This window comes from Virgibacillus sp. LDC1 (assembly GCF_025792345.1).
GTDB classification, from domain to species: Bacteria; Bacillota; Bacilli; order Paenibacillales; family Paenibacillaceae; genus Paenibacillus_AQ; species Paenibacillus_AQ lautus.
Map to the genome: position 1 here is coordinate 3,098,640 of NZ_JAOXLZ010000001.1, position 24,207 is coordinate 3,122,846.

19 protein-coding genes are annotated in these 24,207 nt (G+C 50.2%); 8 read left to right on the forward strand and 11 right to left on the reverse strand.

Features of this window, described 5'->3' with window-relative positions; all coding sequences use genetic code 11:
• Window positions 1-15 precede the first annotated feature (15 nt).
• The 4 genes from OHJ21_RS13810 to OHJ21_RS13825 all read right to left on the reverse strand — a co-directional run bounded on the left by OHJ21_RS13810 (window position 16) and on the right by OHJ21_RS13825 (window position 6,513).
• Window positions 16-1,719, reverse strand: coding sequence for a methyl-accepting chemotaxis protein (locus tag OHJ21_RS13810; RefSeq protein WP_100539462.1), 1,704 nt, complete (start codon window positions 1,717-1,719; stop codon window positions 16-18).
• A 312-nt stretch (window positions 1,720-2,031) separates the two neighbouring features.
• Window positions 2,032-4,362, reverse strand: coding sequence for an RNA polymerase recycling motor HelD (gene helD / locus OHJ21_RS13815; protein ID WP_486020277.1), 2,331 nt, complete (start codon window positions 4,360-4,362; stop codon window positions 2,032-2,034).
• 295 nt (window positions 4,363-4,657) lie between these two features.
• The gene (locus OHJ21_RS13820; RefSeq protein ID WP_100538204.1) at window positions 4,658-5,716 is read right to left on the reverse strand and encodes an FUSC family protein; all 1,059 of its coding nucleotides are present in this window, start codon (window positions 5,714-5,716) and stop codon (window positions 4,658-4,660) included.
• Between the two features lie 107 nt (window positions 5,717-5,823).
• On the reverse strand, window positions 5,824-6,513 hold the full coding sequence (locus OHJ21_RS13825) for a phosphatase PAP2 family protein (protein WP_486020278.1): 690 nt from the start codon (window positions 6,511-6,513) through the stop codon (window positions 5,824-5,826).
• A 192-nt stretch (window positions 6,514-6,705) separates the two neighbouring features.
• Here OHJ21_RS13825 and OHJ21_RS13830 point away from each other — a divergent pair, with 192 nt between their 5' ends.
• Complete coding sequence (locus OHJ21_RS13830; RefSeq protein WP_326114054.1) at window positions 6,706-7,350, forward strand: SDR family oxidoreductase; 645 nt, start codon at window positions 6,706-6,708, stop codon at window positions 7,348-7,350.
• A gap of 185 nt (window positions 7,351-7,535) precedes the next feature.
• Here the strand turns inward: OHJ21_RS13830 and mnmH are convergent, their stop codons facing one another.
• Both mnmH and selD read right to left on the reverse strand, forming a co-directional pair.
• A complete protein-coding gene (mnmH, locus tag OHJ21_RS13835; protein ID WP_486020279.1) occupies window positions 7,536-8,588 on the reverse strand; it encodes a tRNA 2-selenouridine(34) synthase MnmH in 1,053 nt (350 codons plus the stop codon).
• Between the two features lie 39 nt (window positions 8,589-8,627).
• Complete coding sequence (gene selD, locus OHJ21_RS13840; RefSeq protein WP_100538208.1) at window positions 8,628-9,680, reverse strand: selenide, water dikinase SelD; 1,053 nt, start codon at window positions 9,678-9,680, stop codon at window positions 8,628-8,630.
• Window positions 9,681-9,975: 295 nt separating this feature from the next.
• Here selD and OHJ21_RS13845 point away from each other — a divergent pair, with 295 nt between their 5' ends.
• The 3 genes from OHJ21_RS13845 to OHJ21_RS13855 all read left to right on the forward strand — a co-directional run bounded on the left by OHJ21_RS13845 (window position 9,976) and on the right by OHJ21_RS13855 (window position 12,843).
• The gene (locus OHJ21_RS13845) at window positions 9,976-11,046 is read left to right on the forward strand and encodes a permease (RefSeq protein WP_326114053.1); all 1,071 of its coding nucleotides are present in this window, start codon (window positions 9,976-9,978) and stop codon (window positions 11,044-11,046) included.
• Between the two features lie 134 nt (window positions 11,047-11,180).
• Window positions 11,181-12,365 (forward strand): peptidyl-prolyl cis-trans isomerase, encoded by a 1,185-nt coding sequence (locus OHJ21_RS13850; protein ID WP_486020280.1) that lies wholly within the window; start codon window positions 11,181-11,183, stop codon window positions 12,363-12,365.
• Between the two features lie 133 nt (window positions 12,366-12,498).
• Complete coding sequence (locus OHJ21_RS13855; RefSeq protein ID WP_009590070.1) at window positions 12,499-12,843, forward strand: LytTR family transcriptional regulator DNA-binding domain-containing protein; 345 nt, start codon at window positions 12,499-12,501, stop codon at window positions 12,841-12,843.
• A gap of 88 nt (window positions 12,844-12,931) precedes the next feature.
• Here OHJ21_RS13855 and OHJ21_RS13860 read toward each other — a convergent pair whose 3' ends face one another.
• Entirely contained in the window at window positions 12,932-13,876 is a 945-nt protein-coding gene (locus tag OHJ21_RS13860; RefSeq protein WP_486020281.1) for a hypothetical protein, read from the reverse strand.
• 87 nt (window positions 13,877-13,963) lie between these two features.
• Between OHJ21_RS13860 and OHJ21_RS13865 the strand changes: the two genes are divergently transcribed.
• On the forward strand, window positions 13,964-14,734 hold the full coding sequence (locus OHJ21_RS13865; RefSeq protein WP_326114105.1) for a YwaF family protein: 771 nt from the start codon (window positions 13,964-13,966) through the stop codon (window positions 14,732-14,734).
• Window positions 14,735-14,840: 106 nt separating this feature from the next.
• On the opposite strand, the gene OHJ21_RS13870 is transcribed toward OHJ21_RS13865, so the two are convergent.
• The 4 genes from OHJ21_RS13870 to OHJ21_RS13885 all read right to left on the reverse strand — a co-directional run bounded on the left by OHJ21_RS13870 (window position 14,841) and on the right by OHJ21_RS13885 (window position 20,643).
• Complete coding sequence (locus OHJ21_RS13870) at window positions 14,841-15,833, reverse strand: aldose epimerase family protein (protein ID WP_486020282.1); 993 nt, start codon at window positions 15,831-15,833, stop codon at window positions 14,841-14,843.
• Window positions 15,834-15,962: 129 nt separating this feature from the next.
• Complete coding sequence (locus OHJ21_RS13875; RefSeq protein ID WP_486020283.1) at window positions 15,963-17,693, reverse strand: glycerol-3-phosphate dehydrogenase/oxidase; 1,731 nt, start codon at window positions 17,691-17,693, stop codon at window positions 15,963-15,965.
• Window positions 17,694-17,880: 187 nt separating this feature from the next.
• Window positions 17,881-19,371, reverse strand: coding sequence for a glycerol kinase GlpK (glpK, locus tag OHJ21_RS13880; RefSeq protein ID WP_486020284.1), 1,491 nt, complete (start codon window positions 19,369-19,371; stop codon window positions 17,881-17,883).
• Between the two features lie 69 nt (window positions 19,372-19,440).
• Complete coding sequence (locus tag OHJ21_RS13885) at window positions 19,441-20,643, reverse strand: ROK family transcriptional regulator (RefSeq protein WP_486021039.1); 1,203 nt, start codon at window positions 20,641-20,643, stop codon at window positions 19,441-19,443.
• A 431-nt stretch (window positions 20,644-21,074) separates the two neighbouring features.
• Here OHJ21_RS13885 and OHJ21_RS13890 point away from each other — a divergent pair, with 431 nt between their 5' ends.
• Genes OHJ21_RS13890 through OHJ21_RS13900 form a run of 3 tightly spaced genes read left to right on the forward strand, consistent with a single transcriptional unit; the run spans window position 21,075 to window position 24,179 of the window.
• The gene (locus OHJ21_RS13890; RefSeq protein ID WP_100538216.1) at window positions 21,075-22,337 is read left to right on the forward strand and encodes an ABC transporter substrate-binding protein; all 1,263 of its coding nucleotides are present in this window, start codon (window positions 21,075-21,077) and stop codon (window positions 22,335-22,337) included.
• Window positions 22,338-22,384: 47 nt separating this feature from the next.
• Window positions 22,385-23,326, forward strand: coding sequence for a carbohydrate ABC transporter permease (locus tag OHJ21_RS13895; RefSeq protein WP_486021040.1), 942 nt, complete (start codon window positions 22,385-22,387; stop codon window positions 23,324-23,326).
• Between the two features lie 16 nt (window positions 23,327-23,342).
• Window positions 23,343-24,179, forward strand: coding sequence for a carbohydrate ABC transporter permease (locus OHJ21_RS13900; RefSeq protein WP_100538218.1), 837 nt, complete (start codon window positions 23,343-23,345; stop codon window positions 24,177-24,179).
• The last annotated feature ends 28 nt before the right edge of the window (window positions 24,180-24,207 follow it).

Sequence of the window (24,207 nt, forward strand, 5' to 3'; positions counted from 1 at the left end):
GCCATTTTTCCTTATTTATACTTTAAAGCCGGACATCAACTGCCGAAGCTTGCCAGACATTACATTCAAATCTTCAACGGAATTTGTAATTTCCTCCATAGAGGCCAGCTGCTCTTCCGTGGCAGCACTGACGCTTTGGGTTCCGCCTGCCGTCGTCTCCGTGACCTCCTGAATTCTGCGGATTGCGTGAACAAGCTCCCCTGCTCCGGAGTTCATCTGTTCTGTTGCAACGGTGACACTCTGAATTTGTTCGTTCAATTCTCCGACGGATTGCTCAATTTCCTTAAAGGCTCTCTCGGCTCCTTGCGCCACGTTCATGCCCTGGGTCACTTCACGGGTCCCCTGCTCCATGACGCCGGCCAAATCAACAATATCCTGCTGAAGCTCATGGACGAATTGTCTAATTTCAACGGAGGAGTTTGATGCCTGATCAGCCAATTTCCGGACCTCGGCAGCTACAACCGCAAAACCTCTGCCATGCTCGCCCGCCCGAGCCGCCTCAATCGAGGCATTCAAGGCAAGCAGTGATGTCTGCTCTGCAATTTCGATAATGATCTGTCCCATCGCACCGATGTTGGAGGCCTTTTCGCCGAGCGCCCGCACCGACTGCGCGGATTGATCCACACTGGTGCGTATGCCTTCCATTTGAGCCAGTGTATGTATAAGTGCCTGTTCCCCTCCAGCCGCAAGTTGGTTCGTCGTTGCTGCCAATCCGGAGACGTCTTGGGCGGCATGCGCGATATGTTTCATTCCTTCCGCCATGTCCGTTATCGTAGCTGTCGTTTCCTCTGTATCCTGAAGCTGGTTCTCTACCCCGGCCGCCAGCTCTTCCATGATGCCTGAGGTTTGCTGGGAAGCTTGACGGATTTCCTCGGTCGTGGAGTGCAGCGTCGAAGCTGCGACACCGACTTTGCCGGCCGTATCCTGCACCTGTACGACAAGCTCCCTGAAGCCATCGACCAATTTGTTATAAGCGTCGGCTACATCCCTGATTTCGTCTTTCGTTGTGATATGTAATCGGGTAACCAGATCACCCCCGCCTTCGGCAATCTTCAAAAGCTGACTGCTCATCTGATTCAACGGACGGATCGAGCGAGTAAGAAGATAACCCTGTATAGCAAAATAAACAACGGCTGCGATTCCGATCAGCATAATGATCAAATTCTGAAATCGGCTGCTGGCCGCAATTTGATCAGCCTGCTTAGCCAAGGCTTCATTTTTATCTACCGTAAATTGTGCGATAAGCGTGCTAAATGACTTGCGCACTTCGCGTTCCTGGTTAAATGCAGCTTCATATACCCGAAACGGCACAGCCTTGTAAAATCCGGTATCATACCCCAATTTGTTTAACACCTCAGAAACGGCTTCGGTGTAGATGACATACCCGGTTTCGATCTCGTTAAACACTTTGTGGTCTTCCTCAGCCGTCATCAAGCCTTTGGTTTCGGCCATGAGTTTGGCGACCGACTCCTGTTTCGCTTTCAATGAATCGGCAAAGGTCGAATCACCGGTCAATAAGTAGCCACGCTCATCATTAGATACGCCCGTCAATAGGGTCTCCAATTGCGTCAGGTTATAGATGACCTTCTGATCCACTTCAATAATCTTGCTGAACCTCTTCTCCGTCATATTCGAAGTGATGAACGCGATGATTACGATCACCGCCGTAACCGTTGCAAGAATCGTAGACGAAAGAATTAATTTTGTTTTTATCTTCATCCGCAAGCACCCGACCTTTGATATAAGTAATATACCCCCAATCCTTTTTTCGTCAAATTTGTGTCCAAAATGAATAGACGGGGCGATCGAGAAAGCGCTTTTCCCGAAAATAATTGAAAAAAAATTATTAATCACCGGTCAAATCATCATAAATATTGGATAACTCCCTCCTTATGGTATAAAGAATACTCCCCATCTCACCCTAAATATCTTTCCGTTTTTTTCCTTTTCCATGAAACATGTTTGGATTTCATATAATAATCATGAAAAAAAGGCCTGCCTAAGCCGTGGCTCAGACAGACCTTTATTCATTTAATTTTCATCCGGGATAAAATGACTCTTTTCCCCGATATGATACACATGAAGTTTGTGCATGGCACGCGTACATGCGGTGTAGAACAGTTTGCGGTCGCTTTCGCGGTGGTACACATCCTCGGAGCCGTTGTATATGATCACCGCGTCGAATTCCACGCCCTTGGCTAGATAGGCAGGAACGACAAGCGTTCCTTTCTCGAAAGCAGGAGTAGTTTTGGTAATTAATCGCGCAGGTATATCTGCTGACAGCTGCTCGTGTACGCGTCTGCTCTCCTCTTCTGTCCGGCAGATCACCGCCACGTACTGGAATCCCTGTTCATGAAGCTCACGGATATCAGAGACAATCGCTCCATGCAGGTGTTCCTCATCGTTCACCGCAACCACACGCGGAGCTTCGCCGCTCCGGTTAAATGGAACGATCCGCTCCCCGCCCGGTATCATCTGCCGTGTGAAATCAACGATTTCATAGGTGGACCGGTAGCTTTGCGTCAGATTGATGACCTCCGTATCGTCCTTGCCGTAAAGACTCACCAGATTTTCCAGATTGCCGAGCGCCTCTCCATGTGCGTAAATCGCTTGATTGAGATCCCCCAGCACCGTCATTTTCGCACGCGGGAACAACCGCTTCAGGAATTCCAGCTGAAATCCCGAATAGTCCTGTACTTCATCCACAATCACATGACGAATCGACGTGTTCGTGCGGAAACCTTGAAGCAGCTCCTTCAGATAGAGGAACGGAGTCGCATCCTCATACAACAGCGATTTGTTGTCCAGTGACGCAACGGTAAGCTTGCAGATTTCCTCCCAATCATCCGGGAGTGTCTCCAAATTCCCGGCCGCCCGGCGAAATAGCGATTCATCCGTATATAATTTTCGGTACATGCCCTTCACATCCACATATCGGAACCGCTTGATCCAGCGTCTAACCGGCTTGAGCCGGTTGCTGATGACCATTTTGGCAAGGACATCCCTTTCTTTATCAAAATCGTCAAACGTATCCGCCTTCCGGTTTTGCTTACGTCGCATCGTTTGAAAGGCCCGTTGATAATCATCCGTATCCAGCAGCTGGATTTGCTCCTCCACCCACGGGGCGTCTTTTTCGCTCTGAGCGAACTCCGACAGGCGTTTCAGCATCCACTCTTTCATCAGGTCGATCCGGCCAGCGAGCTTAACCGCCGAATCATAACTATAAAACTGCGCGGACATTTCGTCGGAGCTGACGATAACCTTACCTTGGAATACGACCGGCTTAAAGAGCATCCCGCCCTTCTCCAGCAGCTCCTTGTATTGTCTGATGGTGTCAAGATAAGCTCCCGAGGATTTATAGGATATGCTCTCAAGTCGTGCCCGGTACCGCGGCGAATCGTCCGCATTCAGCAAGGTTTCCGTCTGTGTGAACACGTCTTCAAGCTCAAACTCTTTCCCGAGCCGGTGTTCCAGATAAGACTGGAAGGTCGTCTGCTGCATATTGTCCTCGCCCAGCTCCGGAAGGACTGTGGATACATAACTATTGAACAGCGGATTCGGGGAGAACAGAATCATCTGATCGGCCCGGAGTGTCTCCCGGTACTTATATAACAGATAGGCCACTCGCTGCAGTGCGGCTGAGGTTTTGCCGCTGCCGGCAGCCCCCTGAACGATCAGCATTCGGGTTTTGTCGTTTCGGATGACGGCATTCTGTTCCTTCTGAATCGTAGCTACGATGCTCTTCATACGATCATCCGCGCTATGGCTGAGCACCTGCTGCAGCAGCTCATCACCAATCGTCACACCGGTATCAAACAATACCTTGATCTCGCCGTTATGGATGACGAATTGGCGCTTAAGCAGCATTTTGCCTTTGACCGTACCCGAAGGCGTTTCATATTGGGCCGGACCGGGTGCCCCGTCATAATACAAGCTTGATATCGGAGCCCGCCAGTCATAAACGAGAAACGTCTCCATATGTTCATCCAAAAAAGATCCTGTCCCTAAATAAATGGTGTCCGTCTCCGTGGTTCCATCCTCTTGAAAATCAATGCGTCCAAAGTAAGGGGATTCCACAAGTTTTCTATACTTTTTAAGCAGCTTGCTGGATTGCAGATGAGCATGCTCACGTTCCGCGAGCACTTGCGACTGCTGTCTCAGGTTGGTGGACGTTTCACCCAAATCGTCCGGGTTGCTGAAGTTGACCGTAACTTCGTCCCAAAAGTCTTTCCGCATATCAATCACGACTTCACGGATATCTCCGACGCTCGCTTCCAGCTGAGATATTTTATTACTGATTTTCGTTGTCACTTCCGTTACCCGTGCTTGTTCTTCTTGCCAATCCTGTTCGCTGATAGCCATTTGTTCATCCCCCTAATATACTGGTTGACAGCGCAATTCGTCTGTGATAAAATACAATTGTGATATTCTAACCATATTGCCAACGTTTAATGACAAACCATTGCTAATTATAACAATGTGTCCCGTATAATTCAACATCGAATCTCAGTAACCGACCCACCGGGGCGGTTTTTTTTGCGTTTATATACAATACCATTCCCAAGGCTCACTGCCAAGAGGAATCATCCTAAATCCTGGTGCATGAAAAGCCGATCAAATATGGCATCTTGATCGGCACCCAAATGATGAACTTCTCTTATTTACGCAGCCACGAGAACAAGGCCTCCTCCTGCTCTTTATCATCCACGACACGGCTAATTTGATCCGCTACCCGGTTCAGCCGGTCAAGCTGATATCCGTAATCATACATGGAGGCGGCCACCACCGATAGCCGAAGCCCCCCTGGATTGGCGCCTGGTCCGCACATCACCTGCTCCATGAACGCTTCATTGTTCTCCGCCATGGTCTCGGCTTCGTCCTCATTCGGTTTCAGTTTATCTTCGAATTTCCACAAAATATGCTCATGGTACTTCATTAACCGCTCCAGATTGTGATCAAACTGCTCGTCGATTTCTTCGGACCGTTCCGCCTGAAAATAGTGGTTTTCCACCGCATCCAGCACTTCATATCCCTTACGAAGGGATTGCAGCAATTGCTTATACACTACAAGCTGTCTGGCTTGACTGTACTTGGCCCGCTTCAGCTTCTTCTGCTCTTCCTCAAATAAATTGTATTTGTCGGACAACGATTTGATCGCGGATTCCAGTTCCTTCTTCTCCGCACGGTATACCGAATCCTTCATTTCGTGGGAGATGGCCGTGCGCAGCAGCAGCGACATTTTGCCAAATACAATATGAATCCGCGTGATGTACTGTTCCTTGGGTTTCGGGGGAAACACAAGAATATTGATAAGAAATGCTGATATGATACCGATAATCGTCAGAATAAAGCGATTGAGCGCAAAATCCCATTGCCCGGAAGCTTCCATCACGGAGATGACCGTGACAAGCGTAAGTCCGATGGTCTCGCCCATTTTGAGCTTCATGCAAATCATAATCACTAGAATACATACCAAACCGACGGAAATCGGCTGATTCGATAAAAAATATCCTCCGAGCATCGCCAGAATCGCACCGAGCGTACTGGTCTGCAGCTGGTCCAGGAAATATCTCCACGACCTGTATATGGACGGCTGCATCGCAAATATCGCGGCTATGGCGGCAACGACAGGGGATTTAAAATCAAACAGCATGGCTAAATAAAGAGCCAGCGTCACGGCTAAGCCGGTTTTGAACATTCTTGCTCCAAACGCCACAGACAGCCCTCCTTACCTAACCCAATTTCACATCTATGGATACACACCATGATACATACTCCTCCGTTTGAACCGCTATTACATGAATTACCCTTCCGCTTCCAATGTTATGCAATTTCAGATTCATTCACATGCTCCGGGTTGGCCCGCTTCCCCATCCTTTTCTCATAAGATCGGACCAGATATGCAAGCCAAGCACAAGAAGCCAGATATCCGCCAACGATATCGCTTGGATAATGGACCCCAAGATAGACCCGGCTTAGTCCGATGCCGAGAATCATTACGACGGAGATGGATATTAATGTGCCTCTCCCCGCTCTGCTGTCAATATGTCTCCACAACAAGTAAGCCAACACGCTGTAGAACGAGAAGGCGACCATGGAATGTCCGCTGGGATAGCTGTACCCCGTAATTTCAATTAAGCGGTGGATGTCGGGCCTGGCCCGTTGAAAGACCCATTTTAATAATACATTCAGAATAGATGAACCGAAGACGACCACAATAAGGAGAAGGATCTCCACGCGGTGTCCCAGTACCCAATATAGCACGGCGATTACAATCAGACATAACACAATCACCGGTCCGATAGAACCTATAAACGACAGCCCAATGGCGATATCCGTGATAAGCGCATGCTCCCAGGCTTGTACCGTTGTTATGATCGCCAAATCAAACGATGCCAGGCTTTGCCGCATTACCAAAGCAGCCAGCGTAACAAATCCTATCAAGCTGATCATCGAAATGAGGAAAATCCAGCGTTGTCTTCCTGAAGTCGGGTGTAGCTTCTGTCCGCTCAACTCTCTTTTCTCCTTTGCCTTTGTTTCGAATCCGTGCGAATTGGTGAAAACAAGATAATATCATTTTCCTGAGATAAAGGAAAGTCCATTTGGGATATACATGAAATATCTCGTAGTCTATGTCAAAATCGCAATGATTACTCTTTCAAGGGTATTTATACCAAAAAGTTTACCATAAAGGAGCATGTCCACATGAAGGTTCTCGTTGTCGGTGCCAACGGCCAAATAGGCAACCAGCTTACCCATCTGTTGCAAGACCATGAAGGCTATACCGTAAGAGCAATGGTACGAAAAGAGGAACAAGCAGCCACATATGAAGCTGCCGGAATAGAGTGTGTTCTTGCGAACCTGGAAGGGTCGGTCGAGGAGCTTGCTGACGCGGCGATGAATTGCCAGGCGGTGGTATTCGCTGCCGGCTCAGGCGGAGCTACCGGATACGACAAAACCCTGTTAATCGATCTGGATGGAGCCGCAAAAATGATGGAAGCCGCCGAGCAGGCGTCTGTCTCGCGCTTTGTGATGGTAAGCGCGATGGGGGCGCATCATCGGGAATTTTGGAATGAGGAGATCAAACCGTATTATGTCGCCAAGCATTACGCGGATCGCCTGCTTCGTCAGAGCAGCCTCTCGTACACCATCATTCGTCCAGGGGGACTTACGAATAACCCCGGTACCGGACGCATCACCGCTGCGGAGAATATCCAGGGCGGATCGATTCCGCGTGAGGATGTAGCACGAACGATACTGTTATCCCTAGATGAAGAAAATACCTTCCGTCGTTCCTTCGATCTGATTTCAGGAGATACTCCTATATCCGAAGCGTTATCCTCCATTTAAAGAGAATGCCTTTGTCAAAAAAAATCGCCCCTCAGCATAAGCGATACGTTGGTATCGGCTCATACTTCAGGGACGATTTTCCATACTAGTTCCAATCATAACCAGCTCACAATAAAAGCGGTCAATGCCAACGCAGGCGCATAGTTTATGATTTACTTTGTCGCAGTAGCCTTTGTTTTGCTGCCTTACGCGCCTGTTTTCCGCAGCATTTGATTCCGCAATATATCTTTAACCGCAACCACCGCTTCTTCCACCCGGTCCACCGCCACAACAATGGGAGTGCTGCCCTCATATTGGCCGAAGGAGTGATTGTACTTGGGATCATAATAATGCTCGAGCAGCAGCTGTATTCCCTGAGCAAACCGCCCCTCTTCCAAAGACTTGCCGATTTCCGCGGCGATAGGTGTGTGGATCCTGTTTTTGATTAATTGAAAGGCCGCCAAATATTGCTCTTTAAAAGCGGCAGGGTTGTAATCCTCCAGGATCTGGCGAACCCGTTCCGCCATCGGCAGTTCCAACACGATGGCTACCCCCGACTCCTTCTTCTTCATCAGGAAATCGGGAACGGCGATTTTGCCGATCCGTTTGCTCTCCGCCTCAAATAACAAATACGGCGAAGATTCCAGTTGCTTCAGCCGCTCAACCAATCCCGAATCAAACGTCTTCTGATTATTCGCCTGTAGACCAACATGCCCAAAGATCGAGCCGCGATGTCCTGCCAGCCCTTCCAGGTCCACGACCGGGTAGCCTTCCTGCTGGAGCTGTCTAAGCACGGCCGTCTTGCCGGTCCCTGTCAATCCGTGGAGGACAAATGCTTCCGCGTCCAGACTCTTATGCTCCAGCGTATCCAGCACATACTTCCGGTATGCCTTAATCCCGCCCGTAATCCGATTGACATGGATATCCATCAAAGAGAGAACGGTTGCGGCAGTCCGGCTGCGCATGCCACCACGCCAGCAATAGACCGCCTTATCTCCCTCGATGTCCTTGAATTGCTTCACAAAGCTCGGGAGCTTGGCCGACATAATGGCAAGTCCACGCTCTTTAGCCGCATCCACGCTCACCTGCTTATAAATCGTCCCGATCTCCGCCCGTTCTTCATCATTGAAGACCGGAATGTTCAGACTTCCCGGAATCGTGGAATCCCTATACTCCGAAGGGGAACGGACATCAATCAAAGTAATCTTCTTCCTGCTTTGCAGTTCCATTAATTCTTTTACGGTGATGTCTTGAAACATGTCTGTTCGCTCCTTTATTGAAACAAAACGCGATTCACTTTATAACTCAACAACAATGCGATTCGGATGGTCATGCACGACCTCGCCGATTCTTCCAGCTTCCAGCCCGGCATGGCGAAGCTCTGACAGAAGCTGATCTGCCTGCGAGCCATCAACCGCAATGAGGAGTCCTCCCGAAGTTACGGCATCGCACAAAATCCACTTATCGATCTGGTCCATGTTGTCCGGGAAATCCACGTCGTCCTTCACGTGATCATAATTGTTCTTCGTACCGCCTGGAATAACACCGCCGTCGGCCATCTCGCGAACTCGCTCCAGAATAGGAACAGAAGGTTTAGATATCCGGATCCCCGTGCCGCTTCCTTTGGCCATTTCGAGCGCATGGCCAAGGAGACCGAAACCTGTCACGTCGGTGCAAGCATGCACCTCATACGGTTCCATGAGCTCGGCAGCCGTTTTGTTCAATGCCGCCATCACGGCGGTAACTCGGCGAATCTCCTCATCGCTTAACAGATCCTTTTTGATGGAACTCGTAAGGATACCCACGCCGATTGGCTTCGTTAGAATCAAGGCATCGCCTGGCTTCGCGCCGGCATTGGTTCTTATTCTGTCCGGATGGACAGTACCTGTAACGGCAAGGCCGAATTTGGGTTCTTTGTCATCGATGGAGTGCCCGCCAACCAGGGTAACCCCCGCTTCCTTCAATTTATCTCCTGCACCTCTCAAAATATCCGTCAATACCTGCTTGTCCAGCGTGGAGATCGGAAATGCCACGATATTCAAAGCAGTCAACGGCTTGCCTCCCATAGCATAAATATCGCTGATGGCATTCGCTGCAGCCACTTGTCCGAAATCATAGGGATCATCCACAATCGGCGTAAAGAAATCGACGGTCTGAACCATAGCCAACTCATCCGTGAGACGGTATACGCCTGCATCATCACTTGTATCCAAACCTACCAATAAATTAGGATTCGGCTCAGCTTGCGGGAGCTTGCGAATGACCTGAGCCAGGTCCGCTGGCCCGATCTTGCAGCCGCATCCTCCTTTAGAGGAATACGAGGTTAATTTTATTTTCTCCGATTGACTCATCACGGGTCTTCCCTTCGTCTTAAGAGTTGAATTTAACAAAACACATGCAACAAACCCGGCGTGGATGCTTAAAAAACGTCTCATCTACCCCGGGGATAATCTGATATTCGTCCGTTTACTAACACTTGTGATCACACACCATATCTATATTATAAGAAATCGGCTGCTCCAAGTCTAATGATCTTCCTATTTCTTGCAATTACCGGGAATATCTTTCTTCGTTCTGTCCACAATGTGATATACTAATTGATTGGATATGTACATCATTTCATAACGCATCGGGGGAGTATAGATCATGAATCACTCAAGCGACGGCAGAATGGCCTTTGATCATTCGGATCGCAGAAGAACCATCTGGTTCATCACCATCTTCATCATCATTGCAGCAACAGGGCTAACCTACGTAAAATGGTGGCCTTATTACGATAAAGCGCTCAAAGCCATTATGGAGCACAGCATCGGCTCCTCCATATTAGGCATGGACCCGGGCAATGCCGTACCTTCTTGGCAAGCGGCCTGGGACTATGCGGTCACGTATTTTAAAGCCGTTTGGAAAGCGGCGGTGCTCGGTATCCTGCTCGGGACCTTGATTCAGTCGCTGCTTCCTTCCCAGTGGCTGCTCCGCGTTCTCGGCAAAACCACCTTCGGCAGCACGGCGATTGGAGGAATTGCCTCCATTCCAGGCATGATGTGCTCTTGCTGCGCAGCACCGATCGCGATCGGTCTGCGTAAGAAAAAGGTGTCCGTGGGCTCCGCCCTCGCGTTCTGGATCGGCAATCCCACCATCAATCCGGCAACACTCGTCTTCATGACGTTTGTTTTATCATGGAAATTCACCGCGCTGCGTTTGGTCTTCGGCCTCATTCTAACCTTTGGCGTCAGTTACCTCGCTAACCGCTTCGCTAAAGAGGCGGATCCCATCGAGATTGACGCACCAGTGAGCACCGATCAACCCGATGAACGTCCGCTGTGGCTGCGCTGGTTCTCCAGCATTGGTCATATGATAATTCGCGTGGTTCCGGCGTATTTTATAGCCGTGCTTCTCCTTGGCGCATTGCAAGTGTGGATGTTCCCGCATTTGGGAGCAGCCGCCGGCAACACGCTGCTGGCCGTCATCTTCTTCTCCGTGATGGGAATGCTGTTTGTCATTCCAACTGCAGCGGAAATCCCGATCATTCAGGCCTTTATGGCAGCGGGCCTCGGAGCGGGTCCGGCAGCAGCCCTGCTTCTGACGCTGCCGGCCATCAGTCTTCCGTCCCTGCTCATGGTAAGACGCTCATTCCCGAGGAACGTCATGTGGTTTGTTGTTGCTTCCGTTGTCCTGCTTGGAATTGTATGTGGTATAGCGGGAATGCTGATCCTGTAGGTCCAGCTCCAACTTTTTCGATTATCTTTTCAATTTTTATTTTTTCTTAAGGTAAACCCTTGGCTTATCTGGTAAAGTGATTAAAGAATGAACCAACTCATTATTACATGCAGTCGAAGGGAGTCAATCATTAAATGAAAGATAACGATTTGCAGCCAAACCATCCGGGGCAACCCGAGGATGAACAGGGACAAGCCCAAGAGAAAGAGAATAACCAACAAGATCCGGGCAGCTTGTCTAATGAAGAAGAAAGAATAGATTCAACCTATCCTGAGCCCATCGAGCTTCACAAGGATGAGAACGAACAGCCTGCGCTCATGCATCCAGCAGGGGATCAACCGCTTTACGATGAACAGTCTCCTGCAGGTGGCGGCGGGAACGGAAGCAAAGGTTGGATGATCGCTTCGCTGGTATTGGCGGCAGCGTTAATTGTCGTCCTGATTGTCCCTCCGTTTGCCAAGGGATCCGGCAATGAAGCTATAGCTAAAGTCAATGACGTTAACATTACCAAGGATAATCTGTACGATGAGCTTGTCAGCGTAGGTGGTAAACAAACACTCAATTCCATGATCACTGAGGAATTGATCCAGCAGGAACTCAAGAAGAAATCCATTACGGTAACCGACGCTGATGTGAATAAAGAAGTAGATACCTTGAAGGCGACCTTCCCGTCCGAGGATCAATTCAATTCAGCTCTGCAGCAATCCGGCATGACGCTCGACGACCTGAAGGAGCAGACCAAGACCCAGGTTGAGCTCAAAAAATTGATGGCCGACAAAATCAAAGTAACTGATGAAGAAATTAAAGAAATCTACGACCAAAACAAAGAAAGTTTTGCTACTCCTGAGCAAGTTCGCGCTTCCCACATCCTGGTGGAAACCAAGGAAGAAGCCGATGCCATCGTGAAGCAATTGAAGGAAGGCGCCGACTTTGCAGCGATTGCCAAAGAGAAGAACCAAGATGCTACGAAGGAGACCGGCGGCGACCTGGACTTCTTCGGACGCGGCCAGATGGACCCTGCATTTGAAGAGGCAGCGTTCAAATTGAAGAAGGGTGAAATCAGCGACCCGGTGAAGAGTTCTTTCGGTTACCACATCATCAAGGTTACCGACCGTAAAGAAGCCACGAACCCTACCCTTGAAGATAAGAAGGAAGAAATTCGCAGTCAGCTTGAGAACCAGAAGGTTTACTCCGAATCCACAGCCTACATTCAAGAGCTGAAGGACAAAGCAACCATCACCAATACGCTGGAAGAAACTGCGGCTGAAACGCCAGCAGATCCTGCAGCGGAAACACCAGAAGCACCTGCTGCACCTTAAACGTTAGTCCAAGCCCCTACCCTTGCGGTATGGGCTTTTTTTAATGCCAAATAAAAAGTTCTTTAAACCCCAGGGAAAACATGTTAGAATGTAAGCGTTATCAAATGTTGATCTTGGAAAAGGGGGAAGCAGAATGATGAAGCACGTATCGGAATCCCGCAACATGTATGAGGACTTCGTGGTGGAGACAGACATTCTGTTCTTTAAAACCGGATCGCACGGTTTGGTCAGCTTTCACGGCAGAAACTATAACATTAAAAAGAGAATGACTGCCGAAAAAATCGCATCCCTGCTCTCCGGTAAACAGTTCTATCATGTCGGCGGCAACTGCTATGTCAACGTTGACAAAATCACGACGGTAGAACAAGGCATCGTTTACTTTGGGGAGAAGGCACCTTCTGCTAAACATCTTCGGATTCCGAGATGGAAGCAAGAGTCGCTCAAGCGCCTTGTCGCTGAAGTAAAACAGCCTGTTTGAGTGAGCTGCGCTCTCTTCTGAAATGGGGCGCAACACACAGAAGATCCCGTATCCGTTAACCGGAGGCGGGATCTTTTGGTTTGTAGGGTTAAAGCTTCAGTTTTTTAGTATTGACAATGTAAAGGTTCTTCAGCGGCATGGCACCATTTCTGTACTTCCGGGCACCGGATTCAAACAGAACGTACAGGTCATTGCCCCGCAACGCAATATTTTCGGACATCGGAGGCATCGTCAGCGGCGTAGCCGCAGCCTTTCCCTTGGTTCCACGAGTATAGATGAGCAATTTACTTGCATTGTTACGACCGCAGGACTGGCTGTACACCACGCGTGATTTCGTCACGACCGCCCCTTGTATTCGGTCAGGGGTACTCCAAGTATAGGTCGCTTTGCGGTTCGACGGCAAGCCGTCGCTGGACGTCAAGGGATAACCTCGCAGCTTGCCCTTGGGTCCCGGCGCACACTGTTTGCCGCCTTGATCCTCGCCATCCATATATTCGCCAATCCATAGAATGCCGTCAGAATAAGTGGCATAGGATGCTTTATGGGCGAGCGCATATGGGGTCATGACGATATTGCTGTAATCTTTTTTGCTGCTAATGGTACTCAGCGGAATTTTGTACACATTTTTGCCGGACGCCACCCACAGATGTTTTTTGCTAACCGCAAGCCCTCCGACATGCCCGGTATGCTTTTTGCTGCCGCTCTCATACAAATAGAGTGTTTTGATGCGTTTATTGGTTTTGCTGCTTGTAATCGAGATGCTGCTGGCTTGATTGCTATCCTTATTACCCCAATAATGCGATATAATGATCCAGTTCTTACTCGGAACGAGGGCCAGCCCTTGCGGAATCCACTCCTTGGTCCCGGAGTAACCAGGAATCGGGGCTCCCTTTTTGCTGATATCGAAAAACTTTTTGTACTTCGAGCTGGCTGCTTCGACCTCTCCGGGATGAGCAAGTCCGCTTAAGCTGAAGATCAGCGCTAAGCTAAGCAGGAGACTCGCATAACGTTTGGTTCCCTGTCGTTTACTCACAATAAATGCACCTCTCTTCCATCGTCATATCATCTATAATGGTATTATCAAATTTTAGGTTTATGAACATAGAGAGGATGATCACGCATCGATCCCTATTTTGATCCGAGATATCCGGAAGCGTTTGCTGCTTTCTCCACCGAACATTGGATAGCCATTCTGGTGTTTATCGCCCTTTGCTCCCTATTGTACTTGTTCAGGACGGCAATCGCCTCCAAGTCTTCTCTGCAAAAAAACGTGAGATGGGGGCTGTTTGCTGCACTTTCGTTACCCGAAGCCTCCCTTCATATCTGGTATGCGTCAACGGGAATATGGGACCCTGCCACTTCCCTTCCATTGGAATTATGCAGTTTGACCCTGTTTCTCTCCATCGCCATCCTGCTTACGGATGAACGCCGTCTATATCCGTTGGTTTACTTCGCCGGAATTGGTGGGGCCTTGCAGGCTATATTAACACCCAATCTGGGTTACCCTTTCCCACACTTCCGGTTCTTTCATTTCTTTGTTGTCCATATCGCGATCATATTGACGGCATTGTACATGACATGGGTGCGAGGATACCGTCCAACCTGGAAATCCATCGCCTGGACGATGGTCTTCCTGAACGTATCCGCATTCGTTGTCGGTCTGGTCAACCTCGCTGTCGGCTCGAACTATATGTTCCTGATGCGCAAGCCCGACACCGCTTCACTGCTGGACCTGCTGGGACCGCATCCCGTATACATCCTCGTTGAGGAGCTCATCGCACTCGCGCTGTTTATCCTTATGTATATCGCCTTTTTTGTCATTCCGGATCGCTTGAAACGGAGTCGCCGCCATAAACAGCAACAACCGCCCTTTTCTTCGGCTGGCAGTTGAAGAAGGAGTCCTATACATATAAAGCGTATGGACTGCAAACGCCCGCGTATTCGGGTGCTGCAATATCCATACGCTTTTTTTCATTGAAAAGGCCTAGACCAGATCCTTAATCCTTAAGATACAGCCTGGAGGTTGCTTCCCAAATTTCGCCCGGAGCCAAACCGAACAGACCGATATCGTCAGCCGGCAGGTCGACGTTTGGCGCATTTACCAGGTTAATCTGCGGTTCGGGACAGAAGAACTTCCGGGATGCCTCGTTGTTCCATACCATCCACTGCTTATACGAGTTGCCGACATCATAAACGAACGTTTTCCCGAGCTTGGTATCCGTCAATTCCATACGATTTCTGCCGTTTTGCGGGACGGCCGTGTAATGGTTGTCCATCGAATCAAAATAAGGAGTTACGCCGCTTGTCCGAAGCAGTTCCTCTTCTGCCGTAAGCGTCTGGAATTTGCCTGTCGGCAGCATCCGCTCACTCATTTCCCACCGCTCGCCGATGGTTATTCTCACGACGCAGTCATCCGCCGTGCTCTCGGGAGCAAACGGAGCGTTGATGGCCGTATGGAAAGCAAGCAGGCACGGCATGCTGCCGGTTCCGAGATTACGAATAAACACATGCTGAGCCAAACCATCCTGATTCAGCGTATAGCGAAGCCGGAACGTGAACGGGTGCGGAAGCATGGCATACACGGGATGATTCTCATCAATGGTGACCGAAACCACCACGTAGCTTTCAGCCTCGCTGCTGCCAAAATCCTCGACGCTCCAAGGGATCGTATGTAAAAAGCCATGGAGGTGATTGCCCGTCGCTTCTTCATTGATCGGGAACTGATAGGTTTGTCCATTCCATGGAAACCGGCCGTCCTCATAACGATTAGGCGGAAAAAGAACAGGAATGCCGTGAACGCCCGGATTGGATTTGAATGCTTCCATTTCGTCTGCTTCCGGTTCGCGAAGAAACCGGTAACCGCTTTCGTTATCCCTAAAAGCGATGAGATTGCCTCCGATTCCGGGCAATATCGCCGCTTCGTAAGGGCCGTGCTGGAGCCAAACCGCGCGCTCTCCGTGATATGATCCTTCATACGCTTTGTGGTTCATCGGGTGATCTCTCCTCTCAAGTGTGAACGTATATAGATTATCATACCAAAGCCCTTACTTCTATATTTTCGGGGTGGATGGTCGGCACATCCCCCCCCACTCATTCCGTCCGTTTAAAATTGCTGCCGGTTAAGACGAAAGCTTCGTTTTAGAAGCGTTTTGCGGAATTGGAGCCGGGGCTGATTGATCGCTTGCTGCAGGCTGTGTGGCCGAGACCAACTCCACATCCAGTTCCTTCGTGTATTCAAGTGTCTGCTGCTCGCTCCACCCCAGTACCGCAGCCATATAATCGATCACAGGCTGCTTCCATTTTCTCGTCCAATCGATATGGAATAACAGGGAACCCGTGCGACGGATAAAAAAGTCAGCCGGCTTCGCTGCCATCTCATGCTGAATCGCATACATCAGCGGAACCAGTACCGATACCGGAAGCGCTGCTGCTTCCGCCTGATCGGAGCCCTCCTTGGCCAAGCGGAACAATTCCGACACGTTGGAGCCGTACATTCGCGCCCACTGCTCGGCGAGCTTACGGTCAATTCCTTGCGTTGCGCCGATCTCCGCCTGCTTGCGGACAAAATCAGGGAATTGGCCGGATCCGCCTACCTGACCGCCGGAAATCGGCAGATTTTTCGTTACGCAGGCACCATACGCTTTGCCGCCGTTCTCTAGAATCCGTTGCGCAACCAGGTCGACAACGGTGCCGGCCATTTTGCGATAGCCGGTCAGCTTGCCACCGGCAATAGTAATCAAGCCGGACGGAGACTCCCAAATTTCATCCTTGCGTGAAATTTCGGAGGGACTTTTGCCTTCCTCCAAAATAAGGGGCCGTACTCCAGCCCATCCCGACTCGACGTCTGCCGGACTTAGCTTCACGCCAGGGAACATGTAATGAATGGCTTTCAAAATATAATCCCGGTCCTCCACCGTGATCAAGGGACGCACGGGATCGGCTTTGTAGACCGTATCGGTGGTTCCCACGTAGGTCTTCCCGTCGCGGGGAATAGCAAACACCATTCGGCCGTCTGGTGTATCGAAGTACACCGCTTGACGAAGCGGGAACTTGGATTGATCGATGACCAGATGAACCCCTTTGGTCAGTTGAAGCATTTTCCCCTTCTTAGACTTATCCATTTCGCGCACCTGATCCACCCAGGGCCCTGCGGCGTTTACAATTTTGGTTCCGGATACGGACTTGACCCCGCCACCCAGCATATCTCTTACGGTGATACCGGTAATTCGTCCATTCGCATCATAATTCAACGATTCGGCCTTCGTGTAATTGAACAGAACCGCCCCTCTGGCGGCTGCCTCCTTCATGACCTCCAGCGTCAGCCTGGCATCGTCCGTCCGGTATTCCACATAATAACCACCGCCCTTAAGACCCTCCTGCTTCAGAAGCGGCTCCCTCTTCAGCGTTTCGGATGCGGACAGCATGGAACGCCGTTCTCCCCGCTTTACGCCGGCCAGGAAATCATACACCATCAACCCGATGGAGGTGCTGAACTTCCCAAAGGTGCCACCCTGGTGTATCGGCAGCAGCATCCACTCCGGCGTCGTTACATGCGGCCCATTCTCATACACAACGGCCCGTTCTTTGCCTACCTCGGCCACCATGCCGACTTCAAACTGCTTCAGGTACCGCAGGCCGCCATGCACCAGCTTGGTCGAACGACTGCTCGTTCCTGCGGCAAAATCCTGCATCTCGACCAACAAAACGGACATCCCGCGCGTGACCGCATCCAGCGCAATCCCTGCACCGGTTATGCCCCCTCCGATAACAATCAGATCGAAGGTTCCCTCTGCCATTTCTTGAAATCGATGCCTGCGGTCCAAACTTGAAAACGACTGTGCCTGCTTCACAATGAATCCCTCCCAGTATGATTTACCCTGTTTTTATCTATCGTTACCTTCCAATGCAAAAAGACAGCAAAAAAGAGACCACGAAACACGCAGTAGCAACCCCATATCATGAGGTATTCCGCGCCTAGTGGTCTCTCCAAGTCTCCAGACATATATTCACTTATTGCTCATTATACCATAGAAAATGCTAATGAAAAGCCATTGCCGCATAAACGGCTTTTTTCCAGCCGCTGTATAATTGCTCCCTTACGTCTTCCTCCATGGTTGGCTTGAAGCTTTGTCCCATGCTCCATTTGCTGCAGATTTCCTCCTGATCTTTCCAGAAGCCGACAGCGAGCCCCGCCAGGTAGGCGGCACCGAGTGCCGTTGTCTCCGTAATGTTCGGCTGTTCCACCGGAACATTCAGGATGTCGCTTTGGAATTCCATGAGAAACGTGTTGGTAACAGCCCCTCCATCCACCCGCAGGGATGTGATATTATAGCCGGAATCTTCTTCCATCACGGATAGGACATCCCGTGTTTGATATGCAAGCGACTCCAGGGTTGCACGGATGAAATGCTCTTTCGACGTGCCCCGTGTCAGACCGAAGACAGCCCCTCGGACATCGCTGTTCCAGTATGGACTGCCAAGTCCGACAAAGGCCGGCACCACGTACACGCCCTCCGTGGAGTTGACCCGGCGCGCATAGGGCTCGCTGTCCTTCGCTTCGCGGAACATCCGAAGACCGTCGCGCAGCCACTGGATCGCCGAGCCGGCCACGAACACACTGCCTTCGAGCGCATACTGTACGCTGCCATCCAATCCCCAGGCGATCGTAGTGATCAGTCCATGCTCGGATTTTACGGGCTTGTCACCGGTGTTCATCAGCATAAAGCTGCCGGTTCCGTAGGTTGTCTTCACCATGCCTTCCGAGAAGCAGGTCTGCCCAAATAGCGCCGCTTGCTGATCGCCAGCTGCTCCGGCAATCGGAACCTCGCGTCCGAAGAAATGATAGGAAACCGTTTTGGCATACACTTCGGAAGAAGGCCTGACTTCAGGCAGCATGGACTTGGGGATGTCCAGCAGCTGCAGCAGCTCCTCATCCCATTTCAATTCATGAATGTTATACAGCATCGTACGAGAGGCGTTGGAATAATCGGTCACGTGCGCCTGGCCTCCGGACAGCTTCCAGATCAGCCAAGTATCGATGGTCCCGAAAATAATATCTCCGCGCTCGGCCCGCTCACGGGCACCGTCTACATGATCGAGGATCCATTTGATCTTCGTTCCCGAGAAATAAGGATCAATCAAAAGTCCGGTCTTTCCCCTAACCGTCCCGTCATGCCCGGCAGCTATCAGCTCCTCGCAGATGCCGGCCGTCTGACGGGATTGCCAAACAATGGCGTGGTATATCGGTTCTCCACTATTCCGATCCCATACCACGGCCGTCTCCCGCTGATTCGTAATCCCGATTCCCGCAATCTGATCCGCCTTCACGCCCGCTTCGGATAAGCAGGTCGCAATGACCGCAAGAATGGAACCCCATATTTCATTGGCATTCTGCTCCACCCAGCCCGGCTTGGGAAAATACTGCGGAAACTCCTTATGAGCTGAGTGTACGATATCTCCTTCCTTGTTGAACAGGATCGCGCGCGAGCTTGTCGTTCCTTGGTCAAGCGCCAGAATGTACTGCTCCAATCAACTTCTCCCCTTCCGCATATGCATTTAACCAAAGATAACGTGCAGGTGGAAACGTTGTCAAATCCATTATTCCGTCAGGGAGAAGCCTAGCAAGTCCTGCAGCAGGACCGAAGCCGCACCCATTAGCTTCTCATCCTCGCCAAGAGAGGCCAGACCAAATACCATGTCCTCCTTCAGAATCGGAAGCGCGTGCCGGTCTATATAGCTGCGAACCATTTCCAGCAATTCCGGATTTCCATGCGCCATGTCTCCACCCAGGATTAGCGCTTCGGGATTAAACATATTGACCAGGTTGACGATGGCTGCTCCCAGAAGCTCCGCCACTTCCTCATTCAGATCCCTTGCCAGCTTGTCCCCTCTACGAAGAGCTTCCTTGAATACGGACGGAACAATTTGACTGTAATCTCCCCCGCTCATCTCCTGGATCAGCGTCGGTCTCCCCGTTGCGATCGCCGTAATAATTCGCGAATACACGGCAATCCAGCTGATGTAACTGTCCAAGCAGCCTACATTGCCGCATTCGCAGCGGATTCCGCTGCGGTTTATGCTCGTATGCCCGAATTCGCCGGCACCGCCATGCTTGCCCCTTAGGAGATGATCGTTAATCAAAATACCGGAACCCAGCCCGTCGCCAATGGAAATATAAATCAGGTTCGCGAATGCGTAATCGCCAAATCGGCGTTCAGCCAGCACAACGGAATTCATATCGTTCTCCACCCAGGTTCGCAGCCCGTAGCGTTCTTCAACCATCCGTTTCATCGGAACATCGGTCATGCGAAGTTTTGTGTTATAGTGCACCATGCCCTGACTATCACTCACAATGCCCGGCACGGTAATGGAAATCCCGACACACCGCTCCAAGTCTTCTTGTCCTGTCATGAAATCATCCATCAGGCTCTGCAATCGTTCGACAACGGCTTCTCCTTTGAGGCCGGTTAGAGGATGTGTTTCCTTCTGCAGCACCCTCGCCTCCAGATTCATGCGGGCCAGCATCATGACCGAATTCGTTATCGCTACCGCGAACAAATAATGATTATCCGGATTGAATTTAAGCAGAATGGGCTTTCTTCCTCCGCTGGAGGAGCCAGTTCCAATCTCGGAAACGTAGCCTTCCTTAATTAGCTCCTGTACGGCTGAGGCGACCGTGGAGGGACTCAGCTTGTTTTTTTTGGCCAGATCGATTCTGGATATGGGTCCCTCTGTGCGGATCTTGTTCAGCACCTTGGACCGGTTTAATGCCTGAATCAGCTTGTGGTCACCTTTTTTCATATTGTTCAAAACAAGCTCAACCTTTCTATAGTTTCTTCATCGTAGTGCGACTTTCTGTATCGGAAAAATGAGGATAGAATCACTATAACATTTTCAACAAGCAGATATAAACTTATTCCATCTATCGAATTAACATACGGCGTAAGATCTGATAGCGATTCTCTCATATTGTGAGAAAAAGAATTTAAAAGGTTTTGAAATCGCTATCTTGAAAAATAAACAAGGTGATTATATAATCTTTCGCAATAGAAGCTGGTTATTCTGTCAAGAAAGATAGCATAAGGATGTTAACTTTTTTCGACTTATGGAATAACTACCGCTTTTATACCACTTACATAAAGGGGGCGCTTAAGGGGTCCGATTCTCTCTGAACAAGCCGTACAACCAACCACGCTTGATCAAAATCATATGAATTCAAGGAGGGTTATCTGATGAAAAAAAGAATGTCTGTCCTGATCTCGGTATTATTCGTGCTCACCGCGTTACTGTCCGCATGCGGAGGCGGCAATGCCTCTGGAGGAAATAACGGCAAGAAGGTCATCAACGTTGCGCTATGGGACGAAAATGTGCGGGATACGCTGGACAAATCCATTAAGATTTTCAATGAGAAGCACCCGAATGTTGAAGTGAAAGTGACTTACACCCCCTGGGCCGATTATTGGACCAAGCTGAAAACCAGCCTCGCCGGCAACAGCGGCCCTGACGTTTACTGGATGAACGGTCCTAACTTTCACTCCTATGCCTCCTCCGGTCTGATCAAAGACCTGTCTCCCCTAATTGAGCAAAGCGGTCTGGACACCTCGGTTTACACCGAAGCGCTTGTCGATATGTACACCTATCAGGGTAAGCTTCACGGACTTCCTTATTTCCAGGATTCCGTCGGACTTTTTTATAATAAAGAATTGTTTGACAAGGCCGGGCTGCCCTATCCAGACGATACATGGACCTGGGAAACGGTAGAAGAGAACGCGGCCAAACTGACGGATAAATCAAACGGGATCTACGGCTACATTACGCCGATCGACAGCCAAATCGGTTATTACAACTATATTGCCCAGGCTGGCGGGTTCGTGATATCCGACGATAAAAAAACATCCGGTTACGATACGCCGGAAGCTCTTTCGGCATTCAAATGGCAGCAGAGCTTGATTGAGAAAGGCTACTCTCCGAATGCGCAGCAGCAGCTTGAAACCAAGTCGCGCCAGCTGTTCGGCTCGGGCAAGGCCGCCATGTTCCCGGGAATCTCCGTCAACTCTCCGGAACTCCACAAGCTGCTTGGCGACAAGCTGGGTGTCGCGGTTCTGCCCGCCGGAAAGGAAAAGGCGTCCATTGTCCATGGCCTCAGCTGGGCCATCAACGGCAAGACCAAGGTTGAGCAGGAGTCATGGGAATTGATTCAGATTCTATCCGGCAAGGAAGGACAGGAATTGCTGGCTGACTCTGGCTTCTCGATGCCTGCGTACAAAGGCACGGAGGGCGGCTGGCTGAAGTCTATTCCATCTCTTGATCTGCAGGTGTTCGTGGACAGTCTGGAGTTCGCCGTACCATATCCCGTATCCCAGAAAACCGCTGAGTGGCAAGACGCTGAAGTAAAGGAAATTCAGGCGGCTTTCCTCGGAAAGAAATCGTTTGAAGAAGCGCTGAAAAATGCCGGCGAACAGATGAATGCCATCCTTGCGACAGAAACCAAATGACGAGCAGCCGCTCCTAATACGGAAATTAAGAAAGGACGGTGCAGCCTGTGAGCTCTCCCGTCACTGTGACCACAGAACCTCCTAAAACAACAACCAAGCGAAAAGCAGGAAAACTTGCCGTTCACGAAGCCATGTGGGGATACATCTTCATTCTGCCTGTCGTGCTGGGCCTCGGTCTGTTCTATATGGCACCTTCCGCAGCATCCCTGTTTCTGTCGTTTACATCGTGGGATGGACTAACTTCACCTCAATTCATCGGACTTGATAACTTTGCAAATTTGATGAAGGACGACAAATTCACCGGTTCCATGCTGAACACGATGATGTATACCGTAGGTACGGTGCCGTTATCCGTTGCACTTGCAACGGTGCTGGCCGTGCTCCTGAACCAGAAGATCAAAGGCATGGTCTTCTACCGCACCTTCTATTTCATTCCCGTCATCACCATGCCGATCGCGGTCGGCATGGTATGGAAATGGTTGTACAACTCCGAATTCGGATTGATCAACCATGTGCTGGGGATCATGAACCTGCCGCAGCCCAATTGGCTGTTCGATGAGAGATTCGCCTTGTTCTCCATCGTGCTCGTCAGTGTCTGGAGCAGCATCGGATACAATGCCGTCATTCTGCTGTCCGGCCTGCAAGGCATCTCCGGCAGCTATTATGAAGCAGCTTCGCTTGACGGAGCAGGGACGCTGTATAAGTTCTTCCGGATTACACTGCCCCTGCTGACGCCCAGCTTGTTCTTTGTCTTGGTCATGTCCTTCATCAATTCGTTCCAGGTGTTTGACCTGATCTTCATCATGATGGATCAACAGACCACGATGCTGGAATCCACCCGGACGGTGGTATACAGCATCTGGGAAGACGGCTTCAAATACTTCAACATGGGTTACGCTTCAGCGCAGGCCTTCATTCTGTTTATCGTTATTCTGATCATTACCATGGTCCAGATGTATATTCAGAAGCGCTGGGTCCACTACCAATAACAGGAGGTGTGTAGACGTGAATACTTCAACCAATGCAGGTAAAGCAAGCCGTCTGACGGTCCACATCCTGTTAGCAGTCGGGGCGCTGCTCATGATTATGCCGTTTCTGTGGATGATCTCGACATCCTTCAAGTCATTTGCCGATTCCATGTCCGTTCCGCCGAAATGGCTGCCTGTGGAATGGCATCCGGACAATTACCTGCGGGTCATTCAAACCATCGATTTCGGTACCTATTATTTGAACACCGTTATCGTGACGGTGGGGCGGACGGCTGGTCAACTCATTCTGTGCTCCCTTGCAGCCTATGCCTTTGCCAGCTTGAGATTCCCTTTCAAGAACGCCATCTTTCTCGCGCTCTTGGCCGTATTGATGGTCCCTTCCCAGGTCGTTATGATTCCGAGCTTTGTCATCATGCGCGAGTTCAATTGGCTGGACACGTTCTATGTGCTCATCGTACCCGGCATATTCAGTGCCTTCGGCACATTCTTATTGAGACAGTTCTTTATGACGCTGCCGAAAGACCTGGAGGAAGCCGCCAAAATCGACGGCTGCAGTTATTTCCGGATTTACTGGAATATATACTTGCCGTTATCCAAGGCGGCTCTCGTCTCCCTGGCGATCTTCACCATATTAGCCTCATGGAACGATCTGTTATGGCCGCTCATCATGACGAGCTCTGAGGAGATGCGCGTACTTTCCATCGGGATTTCCAGCTTCCAGGGACAGCATTCCACCGATTACCCGCTGCTGATGGCAGGCGCCCTAATGGCTACCCTGCCCATCATCATCCTGTTTATTTTCCTTCAGCGTTACTTCATTGAAGGCATTGCCATGAACGGGATTAAAGGTTAGAACTCGGTAAGCACCAACCATGCAAAAA